The sequence below is a fragment of the Pseudomonas sp. WS 5412 genome (assembly GCF_012985615.1).
In the GTDB taxonomy this organism is placed as follows: domain Bacteria; phylum Pseudomonadota; class Gammaproteobacteria; order Pseudomonadales; family Pseudomonadaceae; genus Aquipseudomonas; species Aquipseudomonas shahriarae.
Map to the genome: position 1 here is coordinate 323,691 of NZ_JAARMB010000002.1, position 15,222 is coordinate 338,912.

General features: G+C 61.7%; 16 protein-coding genes. 8 read left to right on the plus strand and 8 right to left on the minus strand.

Translation table 11 applies throughout. From position 1 onward, the window contains the following. Positions 1 to 60: 60 nt before the first annotated feature. The 5 genes from HBR94_RS04415 to HBR94_RS04435 are packed head-to-tail and all read right to left on the minus strand — an operon-like array spanning position 61 to position 3,453. Positions 61 to 450 (minus strand): RidA family protein, encoded by a 390-nt coding sequence (locus HBR94_RS04415; RefSeq protein WP_057959246.1) that lies wholly within the window; start codon positions 448 to 450, stop codon positions 61 to 63. A 15-nt stretch (positions 451 to 465) separates the two neighbouring features. Next, positions 466 to 1,233 carry an amino acid ABC transporter ATP-binding protein gene (locus tag HBR94_RS04420; RefSeq protein ID WP_057440847.1) on the minus strand — a complete coding sequence of 256 codons (768 nt, stop codon included), beginning with the start codon at positions 1,231 to 1,233 and terminating at the stop codon, positions 466 to 468. Beyond that, complete coding sequence (locus tag HBR94_RS04425; RefSeq protein ID WP_057440845.1) at positions 1,230 to 1,880, minus strand: amino acid ABC transporter permease; 651 nt, start codon at positions 1,878 to 1,880, stop codon at positions 1,230 to 1,232. Before HBR94_RS04425 ends, HBR94_RS04420 begins: the two co-directional genes overlap by 4 nt. Positions 1,881 to 1,892: 12 nt before the next feature. Then, complete coding sequence (locus HBR94_RS04430) at positions 1,893 to 2,555, minus strand: amino acid ABC transporter permease (RefSeq protein WP_057440843.1); 663 nt, start codon at positions 2,553 to 2,555, stop codon at positions 1,893 to 1,895. Between the two features lie 52 nt (positions 2,556 to 2,607). Further along, complete coding sequence (locus HBR94_RS04435) at positions 2,608 to 3,453, minus strand: transporter substrate-binding domain-containing protein (RefSeq protein WP_057440842.1); 846 nt, start codon at positions 3,451 to 3,453, stop codon at positions 2,608 to 2,610. Between the two features lie 306 nt (positions 3,454 to 3,759). On the opposite strand from HBR94_RS04435, the gene HBR94_RS04440 reads away from it, so the two are divergent. Continuing rightward, entirely contained in the window at positions 3,760 to 4,122 is a 363-nt protein-coding gene (locus HBR94_RS04440; RefSeq protein WP_170044252.1) for a thioredoxin family protein, read from the plus strand. Here the strand turns inward: HBR94_RS04440 and HBR94_RS04445 are convergent. From HBR94_RS04445 to rpiB, 3 genes are all read right to left on the minus strand, one after another. Continuing rightward, the gene (locus HBR94_RS04445) at positions 4,119 to 5,681 is read right to left on the minus strand and encodes a TerC family protein (protein WP_170044253.1); all 1,563 of its coding nucleotides are present in this window, start codon (positions 5,679 to 5,681) and stop codon (positions 4,119 to 4,121) included. The two genes, HBR94_RS04440 and HBR94_RS04445, sit on opposite strands and share 4 nt — an antisense overlap. Before the next feature lie 442 nt (positions 5,682 to 6,123). Further along, positions 6,124 to 7,104 carry a sugar-binding transcriptional regulator gene (locus tag HBR94_RS04450; RefSeq protein ID WP_029293725.1) on the minus strand — a complete coding sequence of 327 codons (981 nt, stop codon included), beginning with the start codon at positions 7,102 to 7,104 and terminating at the stop codon, positions 6,124 to 6,126. Positions 7,105 to 7,167: 63 nt separating this feature from the next. Then, entirely contained in the window at positions 7,168 to 7,629 is a 462-nt protein-coding gene (rpiB, locus tag HBR94_RS04455; protein WP_057440839.1) for a ribose 5-phosphate isomerase B, read from the minus strand. Between the two features lie 282 nt (positions 7,630 to 7,911). Between rpiB and HBR94_RS04460 the strand changes: the two genes are divergently transcribed. The 7 genes from HBR94_RS04460 to dhaL all read left to right on the plus strand — a co-directional run bounded on the left by HBR94_RS04460 (position 7,912) and on the right by dhaL (position 15,213). Further along, positions 7,912 to 9,399 carry a sugar ABC transporter ATP-binding protein gene (locus HBR94_RS04460; protein ID WP_057444030.1) on the plus strand — a complete coding sequence of 496 codons (1,488 nt, stop codon included), beginning with the start codon at positions 7,912 to 7,914 and terminating at the stop codon, positions 9,397 to 9,399. Continuing rightward, positions 9,396 to 10,373, plus strand: coding sequence for an ABC transporter permease (locus HBR94_RS04465; protein ID WP_115128444.1), 978 nt, complete (start codon positions 9,396 to 9,398; stop codon positions 10,371 to 10,373). The genes HBR94_RS04460 and HBR94_RS04465 overlap by 4 nt, the downstream gene beginning before the upstream one ends. A gap of 55 nt (positions 10,374 to 10,428) precedes the next feature. After that, positions 10,429 to 11,436, plus strand: a complete 1,008-nt coding sequence (locus HBR94_RS04470) for a substrate-binding domain-containing protein (RefSeq protein ID WP_115128445.1) — start codon at positions 10,429 to 10,431, stop codon at positions 11,434 to 11,436. A 136-nt stretch (positions 11,437 to 11,572) separates the two neighbouring features. After that, a complete protein-coding gene (locus HBR94_RS04475; RefSeq protein ID WP_170044254.1) occupies positions 11,573 to 12,328 on the plus strand; it encodes an SDR family oxidoreductase in 756 nt (251 codons plus the stop codon). 26 nt (positions 12,329 to 12,354) lie between these two features. Continuing rightward, complete coding sequence (locus HBR94_RS04480) at positions 12,355 to 13,470, plus strand: alcohol dehydrogenase catalytic domain-containing protein (RefSeq protein ID WP_115128447.1); 1,116 nt, start codon at positions 12,355 to 12,357, stop codon at positions 13,468 to 13,470. 90 nt (positions 13,471 to 13,560) lie between these two features. Next, positions 13,561 to 14,562, plus strand: a complete 1,002-nt coding sequence (locus HBR94_RS04485; protein ID WP_057440830.1) for a dihydroxyacetone kinase subunit DhaK — start codon at positions 13,561 to 13,563, stop codon at positions 14,560 to 14,562. 3 nt (positions 14,563 to 14,565) lie between these two features. Further along, positions 14,566 to 15,213 carry a dihydroxyacetone kinase subunit DhaL gene (gene dhaL, locus HBR94_RS04490; protein ID WP_115128449.1) on the plus strand — a complete coding sequence of 216 codons (648 nt, stop codon included), beginning with the start codon at positions 14,566 to 14,568 and terminating at the stop codon, positions 15,211 to 15,213. The last annotated feature ends 9 nt before the right edge of the window (positions 15,214 to 15,222 follow it).

The window sequence follows — 15,222 nt, forward strand, 5'->3', positions numbered from 1 at the left end:
GCCCGCTCCCCCCCCAATTCACTCTCACATTGAATTTTTAGTGGTCTTGAGATCGGGCATTTAGCCTTTTTTCTTGTAAGCCACGCAATCAATCTCAACCTTGCAATCGACCATCATATTCGCCTGCACACAGGCCCGCGCCGGGGCGTGTTCGGGGGTGAAGTATTCGCCGAAGACTTTGTTGAAACTCCAGAAATCCCGCGGGTCTTCCAGCCATACGCCGACCCGGACCACGTCTTCAAGCCCGTAGCCGGCCTCTTCAAGGATCGCCACCACGTTCTTCATGGTCTGGTGGGTCTGCTCGACAATCCCGCCGTTGATAATCTCGCCATCCACCGCCGGCACCTGGCCCGACACGTACAACCAGCCATCGGCCTCCACTGCACGGGCAAATGGGCGGGGTTGGCCACCGCCGGCAGTGCTGCCGGCGCCGTAACGAGTAATGCTCATAAAGTTGCTCCTTGATTAAAAACGAATATTTTTCAGAAATTCCGCCAGGCGTGGCGATTGCGGGCGCTCAAAGACCGCTTTGGGCGGGCCCTGCTCTTCAATCCGCCCCTGGTTCATAAACACGATGTTGTCCGAAACCTCGTAGGCAAAGCGCATTTCGTGGGTCACCAGCAACATGGTCATGCCCTCTTGCGCCAGGCCCTTGATCACACTGAGCACCTCGCCGACCAACTCCGGGTCCAGCGCAGAGGTCACTTCGTCGAACAGCATCAGGCTGGGGTTCATCGCAATCGCCCGGGCAATCGCCACGCGCTGTTGCTGGCCGCCGGACAACTGACCGGGGAAGTGGTTGCGCCGTTCCAGCAGGCCGACGCGCTCCAGCCATTTTTCCGCGAGGGCCACCGCCTCGTCCTTGCCCATATGCTTGACCTTGAGCAGGCCCAGGGTGATGTTCTGCAACGCCGTCAGATGGGGGAACAGGTTGAATTGCTGGAACGCCATGCCAGTCATGGCGCGGTGTTGGGCAATGAGTTTTTCCGGGTGACGCACGCGCTTGCCGGCAACATCGGCATAGCCAATGGACTCGCCGTCGAGGGTGATCTGCCCGCCCTGGAACTCTTCCAGCAGGTTGACGCAGCGCAGTAGCGTGGTCTTGCCCGAGCCGCTGGAGCCGATCAAGGTCACCACGTTGCCGCGCTGCAGCGACAGGTCAACGCCCTTGAGGACTTCCACCGCACCGTATTGCTTGCGCAGGCCGCTGATGTTGAGCAATGGTTGATTCATGGCAAGGCCACCCGCTTTTCAATGTAGCGCCCGAATAACTCGATGGCGTAGTTGATGACAAAGAACAGAAAGCCGGCAAACAGGTAGAACTCCAGGGTCATAAAGGTCCGGGCGATCACTTGCTGGGTGCTCAACAGCAACTCGGCAACACCAATCACCGACAGCAGGGTCGAGGCCTTGACGATCTCGGTGGAGGAATTGACCCAGGTCGGCAAAATCTGCCGCAGTGCCTGGGGCAGCAACACATAGCCCAGGGACTGATAGAAGGTCAGGCCGATGGCCTTGCCCGCTTCCAGTTGCCCACGGGGAATGGCTTGCAACGCACCGCGCACAATCTCGGCGACATGGGAGCCGCAAAACAGCGTGAGGCCCAGGGCACCGGCCTGGAACGCACTGATCTGCCAGCCCAGCGCCGGGGCCATGTAAAAGCAGGCCAGTACCAGCACAAACACCGGGGTGCCACGGATCAGGTCAACGTACAGACGAAACGGCGCGCGCATCCAGAACTTGCCGTAGGTCAGCACCAACCCGGCGACGATGCCGATCAGGGTGCCGAAGATAATCGCCAGCACCGAGCAATACACGCTGGTCTGGAACCCTGCCCACAGGGTTGCCCGGGCGATCCACAACTCATGCAGCCAATACATGGAAAACCCCTCTTATCGACGAATCGCCAGGCGCTGCTCCAGGTAACGCAGCAGCATGGCGATGAGGTAGCAGGCCGCCACGTAGAGCGCGGTCGTCACCAGCCAGGTTTCAATCACCCGGTAGCTTTCGACGTTGATCTTGCGGGCGTAATAGGTCAGCTCCGGCACGGCAATCGCCGCCGCCAGAGAGGTGTCCTTGAACAGTGAGATAAAGTTGTTCGACAGCGCCGGCAGCACGTTGCGCAGCATCACCGGCACCGTGATGTAGGCGCGGATCTGCCACTCCCCCAGGCCAATCGCCAGGCCGGCTTCGCGCAGGCCCTTGGGAATATTCAACAGGCCGGCACGGAACACTTCGGTCAAGTAGGCCCCGGCGTACAACGACAGGGTGATGATGAACGAGGGGATCTTGTCCAGGCGGATGCCCAGGCTGGGCAAGGCAAAGTAGATCAACAGGATCAGCACCAGGATCGGCGTGTTGCGCACCACCGTCACATACACCGAGGCCAGAATCCGCAGCGCACGGTGCCTGGACAGCATGGCAAAGGCCATCAACAGGCCGATCACGCAGCCGATGGCAATCGACAGCAAGGCCAGTTGCAGGCCCAGGCCGAGGCCCGCCAGCAGGGTGTCGAAATCGCGCCAGACTGCGGCAAAATTCAGCTGATAGTTCATGGTCGGCACTACCTTGATTGGGGCGCCCGCTGCGACGCCCCGCGCTCAACAATCATTTGAATTCCACCGGAAAACCAATCGCCGGGGTCGGCAGATCAACGCCAAACCACTGCTTGAACGAGGCTGCATAGGTCGGAAACTCGACGCCGGTCATCGCCTCGTGCAGGGCGGTGTTGACGAAGTTCAGCCAGTCCTGATCGCCACGCTTGACCGCGCACGCATAGGTTTGCGGGCTCCAGGCGTAGCTCGGGCTGCGGTAGCGGCCGGGGTTCTGCACCATCAGGTACTTGACCGAGGACTGGTCGGTGGCCGCCGCGTCGGCACGCCCGGAGTTCACCGCCTGGTACATCAGGTCGACGCTGTCGTATTGATCCACCTTGGCCTTGGGCAGCGCCTGGTGCACCAGCTCTTCGGCGTAGACGTTTTGCAGCACCGCCACAGTGACGTCATCCCCCGCTGCCTGCAGGTCTTCGATTTGCTGGTATTTGCTGTTGGCCGGCAACAGCAGGCCCACGCCTTCGCGGTAGTACGGCAGGGTGAACGCCACCTGCTGCGCGCGGCTGGCGGTGACGGTGATGAACTGGCAGCTCATGTCGACTTTGTTGGTCAACAGGTTGGGAATCCGCGCATCGGACGACTGCACCACAAACTCGACCTTGCTCGGGTCGTTGAACAGGCCTTTGGCGACGATGCGCCCGATATCAATATCAAACCCCTGCAACTTGCCATCCGCTCCCTGGAAGTGCCACGGCGCATTGGTACTGCCTGTACCGACGAGCAGATGCCCACGCTTGAGCACCTCATCGAGCTTGCTGTCCGCCTGCACTTGGCTGGCGAGGCAAGCCGATGCGGCGAAGAGAAAAACACAGGCTTTAAACACGGAAGGTCGGCGATGCATGGCAAGCACTCCAGAAGTTGTGTATTCCGCTATACCGGAACCAGGTATGTAACAACGGAATAGACAGCAGAAAGTGTGCCACAGCCAGCAGGAGAAGCCTATTGAAGCGCGCAAGTGTTTTTAAATCAGAGAGATAAGAAGGCACCGACGAATCACCGCGCCGCCAGCGCCGGCAGACACACTGCTACCGTGCGCCACAATCCGTTGCGGTCCATCCCATTTGGGTGCGTTACCTGTGAATTCTCACAGTAGACCGTCCAGCCCACCCGACTTAGGGTTTGGCCAAGTGCCTACAAGGAGACTGTCATGGGACTGATCAACACGGTGATCGACGACGCGCAGGCGTATAGACGTGCGCTGCAGACGCCCCGCACGGTGTTTATGCTGTTTGTATCGCCCCAGTGCCCGGCGTGCGGCGCGGCCAAGCCACTGTTCAGCAAAGTGGCCGGTCGCTATCGACGCCAGGCGGCGCTTTATGTACTGGACACCAGCCAGACCCCACGGCATCCCGAGGTGACCGGCACGCCGACGCTGCTGATCTTGAAAAACGGCAGGCTGGTAGAGAAGCTCAAGGGGTTCGGCCCCTGGGAGACCCAGGAGCAGACCCTGAAAAGAACCTTCGAGCGGCGCACCCGGGGTGTGCCGACCAAACGAGCAAAGCCCCGTTAACCCAGCGCGACAGGGGCCAGCAGTACCTGCGTCACCCGCCGCTCCTCCACCGCCGCCACGGTCAGGCGCCAGCCTTCGTATTCCAGGCTGTCACCGACCACTGGCAGGCGATCCAACAGGCTCATGACCAGGCCGGCGAGGGTCTGGTAATCCTCGGTGGCCACGGCCTTGAACCCGGTGCGCTGGCGAATCAGGTTCAGGTTCAACGCACCATTGGCGCGATAACCGCCCTGCTCTTCGACGATGTCCGGGCCTTCGACTTCACTGGCATCAGGCAACTCACCGGCGATGGACTCAAGGATGTCGGTCATGCTCAACACCCCCATGAAATCGCCAAACTCGTTGATCACAAAGGCGATGTGCGTCGACTCCTGGCGCATCTGCTCCAGGGCGTTGAGGATCGAGAAGCTGTCCAGCAGGTTGATCGCCCGCCGCGCCAGGTGTTCCAGGTTCGGCTCATTGCCGGCCAGGTACTCCTTGAGCAACTCCTTCTTATGCACGAAGCCCAGGGGCTCATCCACCGCGCCGTTACGGATCAACGGCAAGCGCGAGTAGGACGAGTGCATCAGCTTCAGGCGGATCGTCTCAGGGTCGTCGGCCAAGTCGATGTAGTCGACATTCGCCCGCGGGGTCATCAAGGTGCGGATCGGCCGCTCGGCCAGTTGCAGCACACCACTGATCATGATCCGTTCGCGACGGTCGAACAGCGGGCCTTGATGGTCCTGCGAGTCGCCCAACAGGTCCGTAACGTCCTCACCCACTTCTTCCACCGCCAGGCTGCGACCGCCCAGCAGACGCATCACCGCATGGGCAGTGCGCTCACGGATCGGCCGCAGGCCTTGCGCCGACTTCTTGCGGCGCGCCCGGGCGATCTGGTTGAACACCTCGATCAGGATCGAGAAGCCGATGGCCGCGTACAGGTAGCCTTTCGGAATGTGGAAGCCCAGACCTTCGGCGGTCAGGGCGAAACCGATCATCATCAAGAAGCCCAGGCACAGCATGATCACCGTCGGGTGCGCATTGACGAAGCGAGTCAGCGGCTTGCTGGCCACGATCATTACGCCGATGGACACGATTACCGCGATCATCATCACCGCCAGCTCGTCAACCATGCCGACCGCAGTAATCACCGCGTCGAGGGAGAACACAGCGTCCAGCACCACGATCTGCGCCACAATCGGCCAGAACATCGCGTAGGCGGCATTGCCGGTGCGCTCGGTGACATGCCCTTCGAGCCGCTCATGCAACTCCATGGTGGCCTTGAACAACAGGAACACACCACCAAACAGCATGATCAGGTCACGTCCGGAGAAGCTCTTGTCGAACACCTCGAACAACGGCTGGGTCAAGGTCACCAACCAGGAAATACTCGCCAACAGGCCCAGGCGCATGATCAGCGCCAGGGACAGGCCGATCAACCGCGCACGGTCACGCTGCTCCGGTGGCAGCTTGTCCGCCAGGATCGCGATAAACACCAGGTTGTCGATACCCAGTACCAGTTCCAACACAATCAAGGTCAACAGGCCGAGCCAGGCCGTTGGATCCGCTAACCATTCCATATAGAAGTCTCTGTCTCTTTATTGATTTTCAGAATGCCGGGCACAACAAGACGCGGTCCGATGACCGGGAAAAGGTTAGCAGCCTAAATAGAGGATGTTTCAGCGGGAACGTCGGCAGTAGCGGTCTTGGAGAAAGACGACTGGGGGGCTCCGAGAGGGTGTTCATGCAAATCCTGCAGTGAGAAAAGGACGTTAATCCTACATGGAAAATACAAATTCCCTACAATTTAAAACCATTACAAGATCTGTAAAAGCCGCCCCTCGAAAGCCGGAGCTGTGGGCTTGCGTGGGGGGGGCTGTGTGGGAGCTGGCTTGCCTGCGATGCAGGCACCTCGGTGTATCAGTTAGAACGAGGCGATGCTATCGCAGGCAAGCCAGCTCCCACACAAGCCAGCCCCCTCCCCCCACACACGCCAGTGCCCATATTTTGAGAGAAGACAGGTCAGGTTTTGCGGGTAGCGTCGTCCAGCGCTAGGATGGTGTGGGCATTGGTTACCGTGGTCGCCAGCGTATTGATCACCCCCGAGCGCAACGCCCCCAGGGTCGCCGCCGCCTTGGTGTTTTCACTGGCAATCGCCACCACATCGGGAATGCGGAACAACTCCTGCACCGTCAAGCCGATCACTCGCCCCTGGATGGCGTTGACCGCCGGCTGGCCATGAATGTCGATAAAGTCGTAACCCATCATGTCACCCACCGTGCCGGACAAGCGCGCCTGGGCGATTTCCTGGGGTGAGAACCAGCCCATGCGCACCATATTGCTGTTCTCGCTCATGTCGCCGATGCCGATCAGCGCCATATCGGCGCGCCGTGCGCGGTCGAGGGTGGAGCGTACGGTGTCGTTGCTGATCAACACGCTGCGCAGTTCCGGGTTGGCCACCAGCGCCGGGGCGTACAGGCTTTCGCTCTCGCCGCCAAAACGCAGGGCCAGGCGTCGGCAGATATGGTCGGGGTTCATGTATTCGCCAGCCTTGAGCGAACCGCCAATGGCGCAGACAAATGTGCAGTTGCGCGTCACCGGCAAAAACACGTTATCGGCCACCGCCCCCACATTGCGCCCCATGCCCACAGCGACAATCATGCCGTCGCCCAGGGTCTTGTTCAGGTAGTTGGCCACCAGGCTGGCCACGGCGGAGCGCTGGGTGTCGGCGTCACTGTGATCGACCGCGATCAACGCACGGTCCAGCTGGAAGCGCTCCACCAACGCCTGTTCCAATTCGTTGTTCATCGCCGGATGCTGCAGCACCCGCACCTCGACTATCCCTTCATCGCGCGCACGCTTGAGCAGCCGGCTGACTTTGGCCCGGGATAGGTCAAAGCGCTTGGCGATGGCTTCCTGAGTGACGTTCTCAAGGTAATAGAGCATCGCCACTTCGGTCATCAGATCGATATCGCTGGCGGTGCGCAGGGTACTGTCACTCATGGGGACGGGCTTCCGTTTCGGCGTCAAAGGCGCATTCTCCCGACTCTTGCCCCGCTACGTCCACTACTGATGCCCATCACGCTCAATGGCGTTGATGCGCTCGACCTTGGCCCCGGAACGCGCCGCCTCGAACTCCGAGGCCAGAAACGCGGTGACGATGCTCTTGGCCAGCTCCGCCCCCACCACCCGCGCACCGATGGACAGGATCTGCGCATCGTTGCTCTTGCGCGCCCGCTCCGCCGAATAGGTGTCATGGGCCTGAGCCGCGCGAATACCCAAGACTTTATTGGCCGAGATGGCCATGCCGATGCCCGTGCCACACACCAGCACTCCCAGGCGCTGCTGCCCGCCGTTGATGGCCGTGGCCACCGCCAGCGCAATATCCGGGTACAGCACCGGCGCCGTGGAATGGGTGCCAAAGTCGGTCACCGGATACCCCAGCGCCTCGATATGGCGCTTCAACAGCTCCTTGAGCTCAAAACCCGCTTCGTCACATCCGATAGCCACCGGGAAAGGTGTGTTCATGGCATTAGGCTCCGCTGCCGTGGTGAAACTTAAGACTGATCATATGATCACTCAGTGAAATTTCGATCAGGCATTTCTCGGATATTCCCTCGCAACTGTCAAGCACGTTTTAACTGACCTTCCAGTCAAACCCCTCTAAAACGCCAAACATTAAGAAATTGCCGGCGATTACAAGTTTCCAGTGAAAGAGATTGACTGATCAGAATTTCATTTGGTACACATATGATCACGCAGCAACACGACTGTGTACCTAATAAGAATTCACAGCACGAGGACACGCCGATGGCCACGCCATTACTGCTCCAGGCTGAACACGTCGCCAAGGCCTACGCCGGCATCCCTGCCCTGCGTGACGGCCGCCTCTCGCTGCGGGCCGGTAGCGTGCACGCCCTGTGCGGCGGCAATGGCGCGGGCAAATCCACCTTCCTCAGTATCTTGATGGGCATTACCCAACGTGATGCCGGCAACATCCTGCTCAATGGCGCTCCCGTACATTTCAATCGTCCCAGCGAAGCGCTGGCGGCGGGGGTCGCGATGATCACCCAGGAGCTGGAACCGATCCCCTACATGAGCGTCGCCGAAAACATCTGGCTGGGCCGCGAACCACGGCGCGCCGGCTGCATCGTCGACAGCAAGGAACTGCACCGGCGCACCCGCGAGCTCCTGGAAAGCCTGGAGTTCGAGGTCGACGCCAGCGCGCCCATGCATCGCCTGAGCGTGGCGCAGATCCAACTGGTGGAGATCGCCAAGGCGTTCAGCCATGACTGCCAGGTGATGATCATGGACGAGCCCACGTCCGCCATCGGCGAGCGCGAAGCCGAAACCCTGTTCAAAGCCATCCGCCGCCTCACCGCCCGTGGCGCCGGGATCGTGTATGTGTCCCATCGCCTCAGCGAGCTTGCGCAGATAGCCGACGACTACAGCATCTTCCGCGATGGCGCCTTCGTCGAAAGCGGGCGCATGGCCGATATCGACCGCGCCCACCTGGTGCGCGGCATCGTCGGCCAGGAATTGACGCGCATCGACCACAAGGTCGGCCGCGAAAGCGCCGCCGACTGCTGCCTGGACGTCCAGGGTCTGAGCCGCAGCGGCGAGTTCCAGGACATCAGCCTGCAAGTGCGCCAGGGCGAAATCCTCGGCATCTACGGGCTGATGGGCTCGGGGCGCAGCGAGTTCCTCAACTGCATCTACGGCCTGACCACCCCGGACGCCGGCAGCGTCACCCTGCAAGGCAAGCCGATGCCCATCGGCCTGCCCAAGGCGACCATCCGCGCCGGCATGTCCCTGGTCACCGAAGACCGCAAGGAAAGCGGCCTGGTACTCAGCTCCAGCATCCTCTCGAACATCGCGCTGTCGGCGTACAAGCAACTGTCGAGTTGGTCGTTGATCAATGCGCGCAAGGAAACCCAACTGGCCGAGGACATGGTCAAGCGCCTGCAGATCAAGACCACCTCCCTCGACCTGCCAGTGGCGTCCATGAGCGGCGGCAACCAGCAAAAGGTAGTGCTCGCCAAATGCCTGTCGACCCAACCGGTGTGCCTGCTGTGCGATGAGCCGACCCGGGGCATCGACGAAGGTGCCAAGCAGGAGATCTATCACTTGCTCGACCAGTTCGTGCGCGCCGGTGGCGCGGCCATCGTGGTGTCGTCCGAAGCTCCGGAACTGCTGCACCTGAGCGACCGTATCGCGGTCTTCAAGGGCGGCCGGCTGGTGACTATCAGCAGCGACACCGCCCTTTCCCAGGAAGCCTTGTTGAGTCTTGCCTCATGAATGCCAAAACCCTTGCCACGCCACTGACCACCCCTGCGCGCAGCCGCCTGCGCCTTTCCCTCGACCGCTTTGGCCTGCCACTGGTGTTTATCCTGCTGTGCGTGGTCATGGCGTTTTCCAGCGAATACTTCATGACCTGGCGCAACTGGATGGACATCCTGCGCCAGACCTCGATCAACGGCATCCTGGCGGTGGGCATGACCTACGTGATCCTGACCAAGGGCATCGACCTGTCGGTAGGTTCGATCCTCGCCTTCGCCGGGCTGTGCAGCGCCCTGGTCGCGACCCAGGGCTACGGACTGCTCGCCGCCGTCAGTGCCGGGATGTTCGCCGGAGCGATGCTGGGGATGGTCAACGGCTTCATGGTGGCCAACCTGTCGATCCCGCCTTTTGTTGCCACGCTGGGCATGCTGAGTGTGGCCCGGGGCATGACCTTTATCCTCAACGATGGCAGCCCGGTCACCGACCTGCCGGACGCCTACCTGGCCCTGGGCATCGGCAAGCTCGGGCCGATTGGCATACCGGTCATTATCTTTGCGGTGGTCGCGCTGATCTTCTGGATGGTGCTGCGCTACACCACCTACGGGCGCTATGTGTACGCGGTGGGCGGCAACGAAAAAAGCGCACGCACCTCGGGGATCGGCGTGCGCAAGGTGACGTTCTCGGTGTACGTGGTCTCGGGCTTGCTCGCCGGCCTGGCGGGCGTGGTGCTGTCCGCGCGCACCACCTCCGCCCTGCCCCAGGCCGGCATGTCCTATGAGCTGGATGCGATTGCCGCCGTGGTGATCGGCGGCACCAGCCTGTCCGGCGGCGTCGGCACCATCGTCGGCACGCTGTTCGGCGCCCTGCTGATCGGGGTGATCAACAACGGCCTGAACCTGCTTGGCGTGTCCTCCTATTACCAGCAGGTCGCCAAGGGCCTGATCATCGTACTCGCGGTGTTGATTGACGTGTGGCGCAAGAAAAAACGCTAGTCGCTTTTGCTCTGAACCGAACTGAACGACCACAACAATAAACGGGGTTCTCATTATGAAATTCGCTACATCGTTTGCCGCCGTGGCGGCCCTCTCCCTGCTCGCCAGCAGCATCACCCTGGCCGCCGATGGCAAGACTTACAAAATCGGCGCCGCCGTGTACGGCCTCAAGGGCCAGTTCATGCAGAACTGGGTGCGCGAGCTGAAGGAGCATCCGGCGGTCAAGGATGGCACCGTGCAGTTGACCGTCTTCGACGGCAACTATGACGCGCTGACCCAGAACAACCAGATCGAAAACATGGTCACCCAGCGCTACGACGCGATCCTCTTCGTGCCCATCGACACCAAGGCCGGTGTCGGCACGGTGAAGCAGGCAATGTCCAACGATGTGGTGGTGATCGCCTCCAACACCAAGGTCGCCGACGCCAGCGTGCCGTACGTGGGCAACGACGATGTCGAGGGTGGTCGCCTGCAGGCCCAGGCCATGGTCGACAAACTCCAGGGCAAGGGCAATGTGGTGATCATCCAGGGCCCGATTGGCCAGTCGGCGCAGATCGACCGGGAAAAAGGCGAGCTGGAAGTGCTGGGCAAACACCCCGGGATCAAGATCATCGAGAAGAAGACTGCCAACTGGGACCGCGCCCAGGCCCTGACCCTGACTGAAGACTGGCTGAACGCCCACCCCAAGGGCATCAACGGGGTGATCGCGCAAAACGACGACATGGCCCTCGGCGCCGTGCAGGCCCTCAAGTCCCATGGACTGACCTCCAAGGAGGTGCCTGTCACCTCCATCGACGGCATGCCCGACGCGATCCAGGCAGCGAAACGAGATGAAGTCACCACCTTCCTGCAAGACGCCCAGGCCCAGTCCCAGGGCGCACTGGACGTAGCCCTGCGGCAACTGGCGGGCGAAGACTACAAGCCCAAGTCGGTGATTTGGGAGCGCTATGCCAAGGACCTGAAATGGGCCGACGGCACCGCGAAGAACTACATCCTGCCGTGGGTGCCGGTCACCAATGCCAATGCGGATGCGCTGTACCAGCAGGTCAGCGGCACTAAATAGCAACGCGGTCAATGTGGAAGCTGGCTTGCCTGCGATTGCCTCACCTCGGCATCCCTGACAGACCGAGATGCGCGCATCGCAGGCAAGCCAGCTCCCACATCCGATCTCCACTGTTTTTGAGAATGGAGTTAAACCAATGTCTGGATTCTGGAACCAAGCCTTCGACCTCAGCGGCCGCTGCGCCGTGATCACCGGTGGGGCTGCGGGGATTGGTCTGGCATGTGCCAGCCTGCTGGTGGAGCGTGGCGCACGCGTGGCGCTGCTCGACCGCGATCCGGCCGTGGTGGAAATAGCCGCCAGCCTCGGCGCCGGACATCTTGGCCTGGCCGTCGACCTGCGCCAGCTCGATCAGGTGCAGAGCAGCATCGACTACGTGTTCGCGCACTTCAAACGCCTGGATTATCTGATCAACAGCGCCGGCGTGGTGATGCTGGACAAGGCCATCGACGTCAGCGAAAACGCCTGGGACATCACCCTGGATATCAACCTCAAGGCCAGCTTTTTCGTGGCCCAGGCCTGCGCCCGGCACATGCTCGCCCAGGGCAGCGGGCGCATCGTCAACCTGGCGTCCCAGGCGGCGGTGATCGGCCTGGATCGGCATGTGGCCTATTGCGCGAGCAAGGCCGCGATTGTCGGCATGACCAAGGTCCTGGCCATGGAATGGGCGCCGCACATCACTGTAAATGCCATCTCCCCCACCATCGTCGAGACCGCCCTGGGCAAGAAAGCCTGGGCCGGCGAAGTGGGCGAACGGGCCAAATTGCAGATCCCGGCGGGCCGTTTTGCCCAGCCGGATGAAATCGCCGGGCTGGCGTTGTACCTGCTCAGCGACGCAGCCCAGATGATCACCGGCGCCAATATGGTGATCGACGGCGGCTACAGCATTCAGTAATCCTTCTATTCGTCGTGAGGTTTGTCATGTCCATCGCTACCGAACGTACCGCCGAACAACTCCACCCAGTGATCCCCAAGACCATGCAGGCCGTGGTCTGCCATGGCCCGGAAGACTATCGCCTGGAAACCGTCGATGTACCGACGCCAGGCCCCGACGAGATCCTGACCAAGGTCGAGCTGTGCGGCATCTGCATGGGCGATATCAAGACCTATCGCGGCGCGCCGTCGTTCTGGGGCGACGCCGAGCAGCCGCGCTACGTCAAGCCGCCGATGATTCCCGGGCATGAGTTTGTGTGCCGCGTGGTCGCCCTGGGCCCAGGCGCTGAAAAGCGCGGGGTGAAGGTCGGCGACCGGGTGATTTCCGAGCAGATCGTGCCCTGCTGGGGCTGCCGTTTCTGCAACCACGGCCAGTACTGGATGTGCCAGAAGCACGACCTCTATGGCTTCCAGAACAACGTACAGGGCGCCATGGCCCAGTACATGATTTTCACCAAGGAAGGCATCATCCACCAGGTGCCGGACTCCATCGCGCCGGACGAAGCGATCCTGATCGAGCCGCTGGCCTGCTCGCTGCACGCGGCGGAACGGGCCAATGTGGATTTCGACGATGTGGTGGTCGTGGCCGGCGCCGGCACCCTCGGCCTGGGGATCATCGGCGCGGTGCGCATGCGCAACCCCAAACGCCTGATCGTGCTCGACATGAAACCCGAACGCGCCGAACTGGCCCTGCGCATGGGCGCCGACGAAGTCTGGAACCCGGCCGAAGTTGATGTACTGGCGAAAATCCGCGAAATCACCGACGGCTATGGCTGCGATATCTATATCGAAGCCACCGGGCACCACAAAGCGGTGAACCAGGGCCTGGCGATGCTGCGCAAGCTGGGGCGTTTCGTCGAATTCAGCGTGTTCAACGACGAGGCCACGGTAGATTGGTCGATCATCGGCGACCGCAAGGAGCTGGACGTACTCGGCTCGCACCTGGGCCCGTACATGTACCCACGGGCCATCGACTTTATCGGCAAGCGCAAGATCGACATGCGCGACGTGGTGACCCACAAGTTTGCGCTGGCGGATTTCAAGGAGGCGTTTGCGGTAATGGAGCGCGGGGACAAGTCCTTGAAGGTCGTGCTCGAGCCCTGAACCCAACACACATCCAAATGTGGAAGCGGGCCTGCCCGCTCCCACACTTGAACGACTGCGCCCAAGACAACAAGAACAGGAACCCGCGTTATGAATCGAGTCATCAACGATCCGGACCAAGTGGTCGAGGACATGCTGCGCGGCATTCTGGTCGCCCATCCCGAGCTGCGCCAATGCGACAGCAACCCCCGCGTGATCAGCAAGGCCAAGCCCTCCGGCCCAGGCCGCGTGGGCATTGTCACCGGCGGCGGTTCCGGCCATGAGCCGGCGTTTCTCGGCTACGTCGGCCCCGGCCTGGTGGACGCGGTGGCCGTCGGCGAAATCTTCTCGTCGCCCACCGCCAAGAGTTTCTTCGACGCGTTTCGTGTCGCCGATCACGGCGCCGGCGTGGCCTGTCTGTACGGCAACTATGCCGGCGACAATATGAACGTGAAGCTGGCGATGAAAATGGCCGCCAGCAAGGACATGCAGATCCGCACCGTGGTCGCCAACGATGACGTGGCGTCGGCGCCCAAGGCCGATATCGCCAAGCGCCGCGGGGTCGCCGGGGAAATCTTCATGTGGAAGATCGGCGGGGCCGCCGCCGCGCAGCACTATGACCTGGATGGAGTGATCCGCGTCGCACAGAAGGCGGTCGATCACTGCCGCTCCATCGGCATCGGCCTGACGCCTTGCACCATTGCCGCGGTGGGCAAGCCGAACTTCCAGATCCCGGACGGCCAGATGGAGTTGGGTATCGGCCACCACGGCGAACCCGGGATCGAGGTGATCCCGATCGAGTCTGCAGCGGCCATGGCTGAACGCATGCTTGCACCGATCCTCGCCGACCGCGATTTCAGCCAGGATGACAGCGTGGTGGTGCTGGTCTCGGGCCTGGGCGCGACGCCGGTGATGGAGCTGTACATCTTCTACGCCGAAGTCGAAAGCCAGCTCAAGGCCAAGGGCCTGAAGATCCATCGCTGCTACGTCGGCAACTACTTCACTTCCCTGGAAATGATGGGCGTGACCCTGACCCTGCTGGGCCTGGATGCCGAGCTGAAAACCCTGATCGACCAACCTTGCCGCTCCATCGGCATGACCCAGGCGGAATAGACCATGAGCCAGCATTTTTCTACCCACGACGGCAGTGCGATTGTCACCGACCTGGTCAGCGTGATCGTCGCCAACCGTGAATACCTCAGCGAAGTCGATGGCGCGATTGGCGATGGCGACCACGGCATCAACATGGCCAAGGGCTTCGCCCATTGCGGCCGCACCCTCGAAGGCCGGCAACTGACCCTGGCCGAGGCCCTGGATGAACTGACCCTGAGCCTGATGGAAGGCATCGGCGGTTCCATGGGCCCGCTGTATGGCAGCCTGTTTATCGGCATGGCCGATGAAGTGCGCGGCAGCGAAAACATCGACGCCGCGACCTTCGCCCATCTACTGCGCGGCGGCCTCACCTCCCTGCAGGACATCACCGAAGCCGGCGTCGGCGATAAGTGCCTGATGGACACCCTGATCCCGGCGGTGGAGGCGTTTGAGCAGGCGCAGGCGGCGGGTGCGTCCTTCAGCGACGCCCTGGATGCGATGAAAAGCGCCGCCTCCCAGGGCCGCGACTCGACCAAGGACCTGGTGGCCAAGATCGGCCGGGCCAGCCGTTTGGGCGAACGCTCGCTGGGGGTGCTGGATGCGGGGGCGGTGTCCTGCTGCCTGATCCTCACGCAGCTGGCAGACTCGATACAGCCCCGCCTGACCCGGTAGGGACCAGTT

Excerpts from the sequence above, each read along its gene's own strand:
- HBR94_RS04415 (WP_057959246.1), bottom strand. The coding sequence starts at position 450 with ATGAGCATTACTCGTTACGGCGCCGGCAGCACTGCCGGCGGTGGCCAA.
- HBR94_RS04420 (WP_057440847.1), bottom strand. The coding sequence starts at position 1,233 with ATGAATCAACCATTGCTCAACATCAGCGGCCTGCGCAAGCAATACGGT.
- HBR94_RS04425 (WP_057440845.1), bottom strand. The coding sequence starts at position 1,880 with ATGTATTGGCTGCATGAGTTGTGGATCGCCCGGGCAACCCTGTGGGCA.
- HBR94_RS04430 (WP_057440843.1), bottom strand. The coding sequence starts at position 2,555 with ATGAACTATCAGCTGAATTTTGCCGCAGTCTGGCGCGATTTCGACACC.
- HBR94_RS04435 (WP_057440842.1), bottom strand. The coding sequence starts at position 3,453 with ATGCATCGCCGACCTTCCGTGTTTAAAGCCTGTGTTTTTCTCTTCGCC.
- HBR94_RS04440 (WP_170044252.1), top strand. The coding sequence starts at position 3,760 with ATGGGACTGATCAACACGGTGATCGACGACGCGCAGGCGTATAGACGT.
- HBR94_RS04445 (WP_170044253.1), bottom strand. The coding sequence starts at position 5,681 with ATGGAATGGTTAGCGGATCCAACGGCCTGGCTCGGCCTGTTGACCTTG.
- HBR94_RS04450 (WP_029293725.1), bottom strand. The coding sequence starts at position 7,104 with ATGAGTGACAGTACCCTGCGCACCGCCAGCGATATCGATCTGATGACC.
- rpiB (WP_057440839.1), bottom strand. The coding sequence starts at position 7,629 with ATGAACACACCTTTCCCGGTGGCTATCGGATGTGACGAAGCGGGTTTT.
- HBR94_RS04460 (WP_057444030.1), top strand. The coding sequence starts at position 7,912 with ATGGCCACGCCATTACTGCTCCAGGCTGAACACGTCGCCAAGGCCTAC.
- HBR94_RS04465 (WP_115128444.1), top strand. The coding sequence starts at position 9,396 with ATGAATGCCAAAACCCTTGCCACGCCACTGACCACCCCTGCGCGCAGC.
- HBR94_RS04470 (WP_115128445.1), top strand. The coding sequence starts at position 10,429 with ATGAAATTCGCTACATCGTTTGCCGCCGTGGCGGCCCTCTCCCTGCTC.
- HBR94_RS04475 (WP_170044254.1), top strand. The coding sequence starts at position 11,573 with ATGTCTGGATTCTGGAACCAAGCCTTCGACCTCAGCGGCCGCTGCGCC.
- HBR94_RS04480 (WP_115128447.1), top strand. The coding sequence starts at position 12,355 with ATGTCCATCGCTACCGAACGTACCGCCGAACAACTCCACCCAGTGATC.
- HBR94_RS04485 (WP_057440830.1), top strand. The coding sequence starts at position 13,561 with ATGAATCGAGTCATCAACGATCCGGACCAAGTGGTCGAGGACATGCTG.
- dhaL (WP_115128449.1), top strand. The coding sequence starts at position 14,566 with ATGAGCCAGCATTTTTCTACCCACGACGGCAGTGCGATTGTCACCGAC.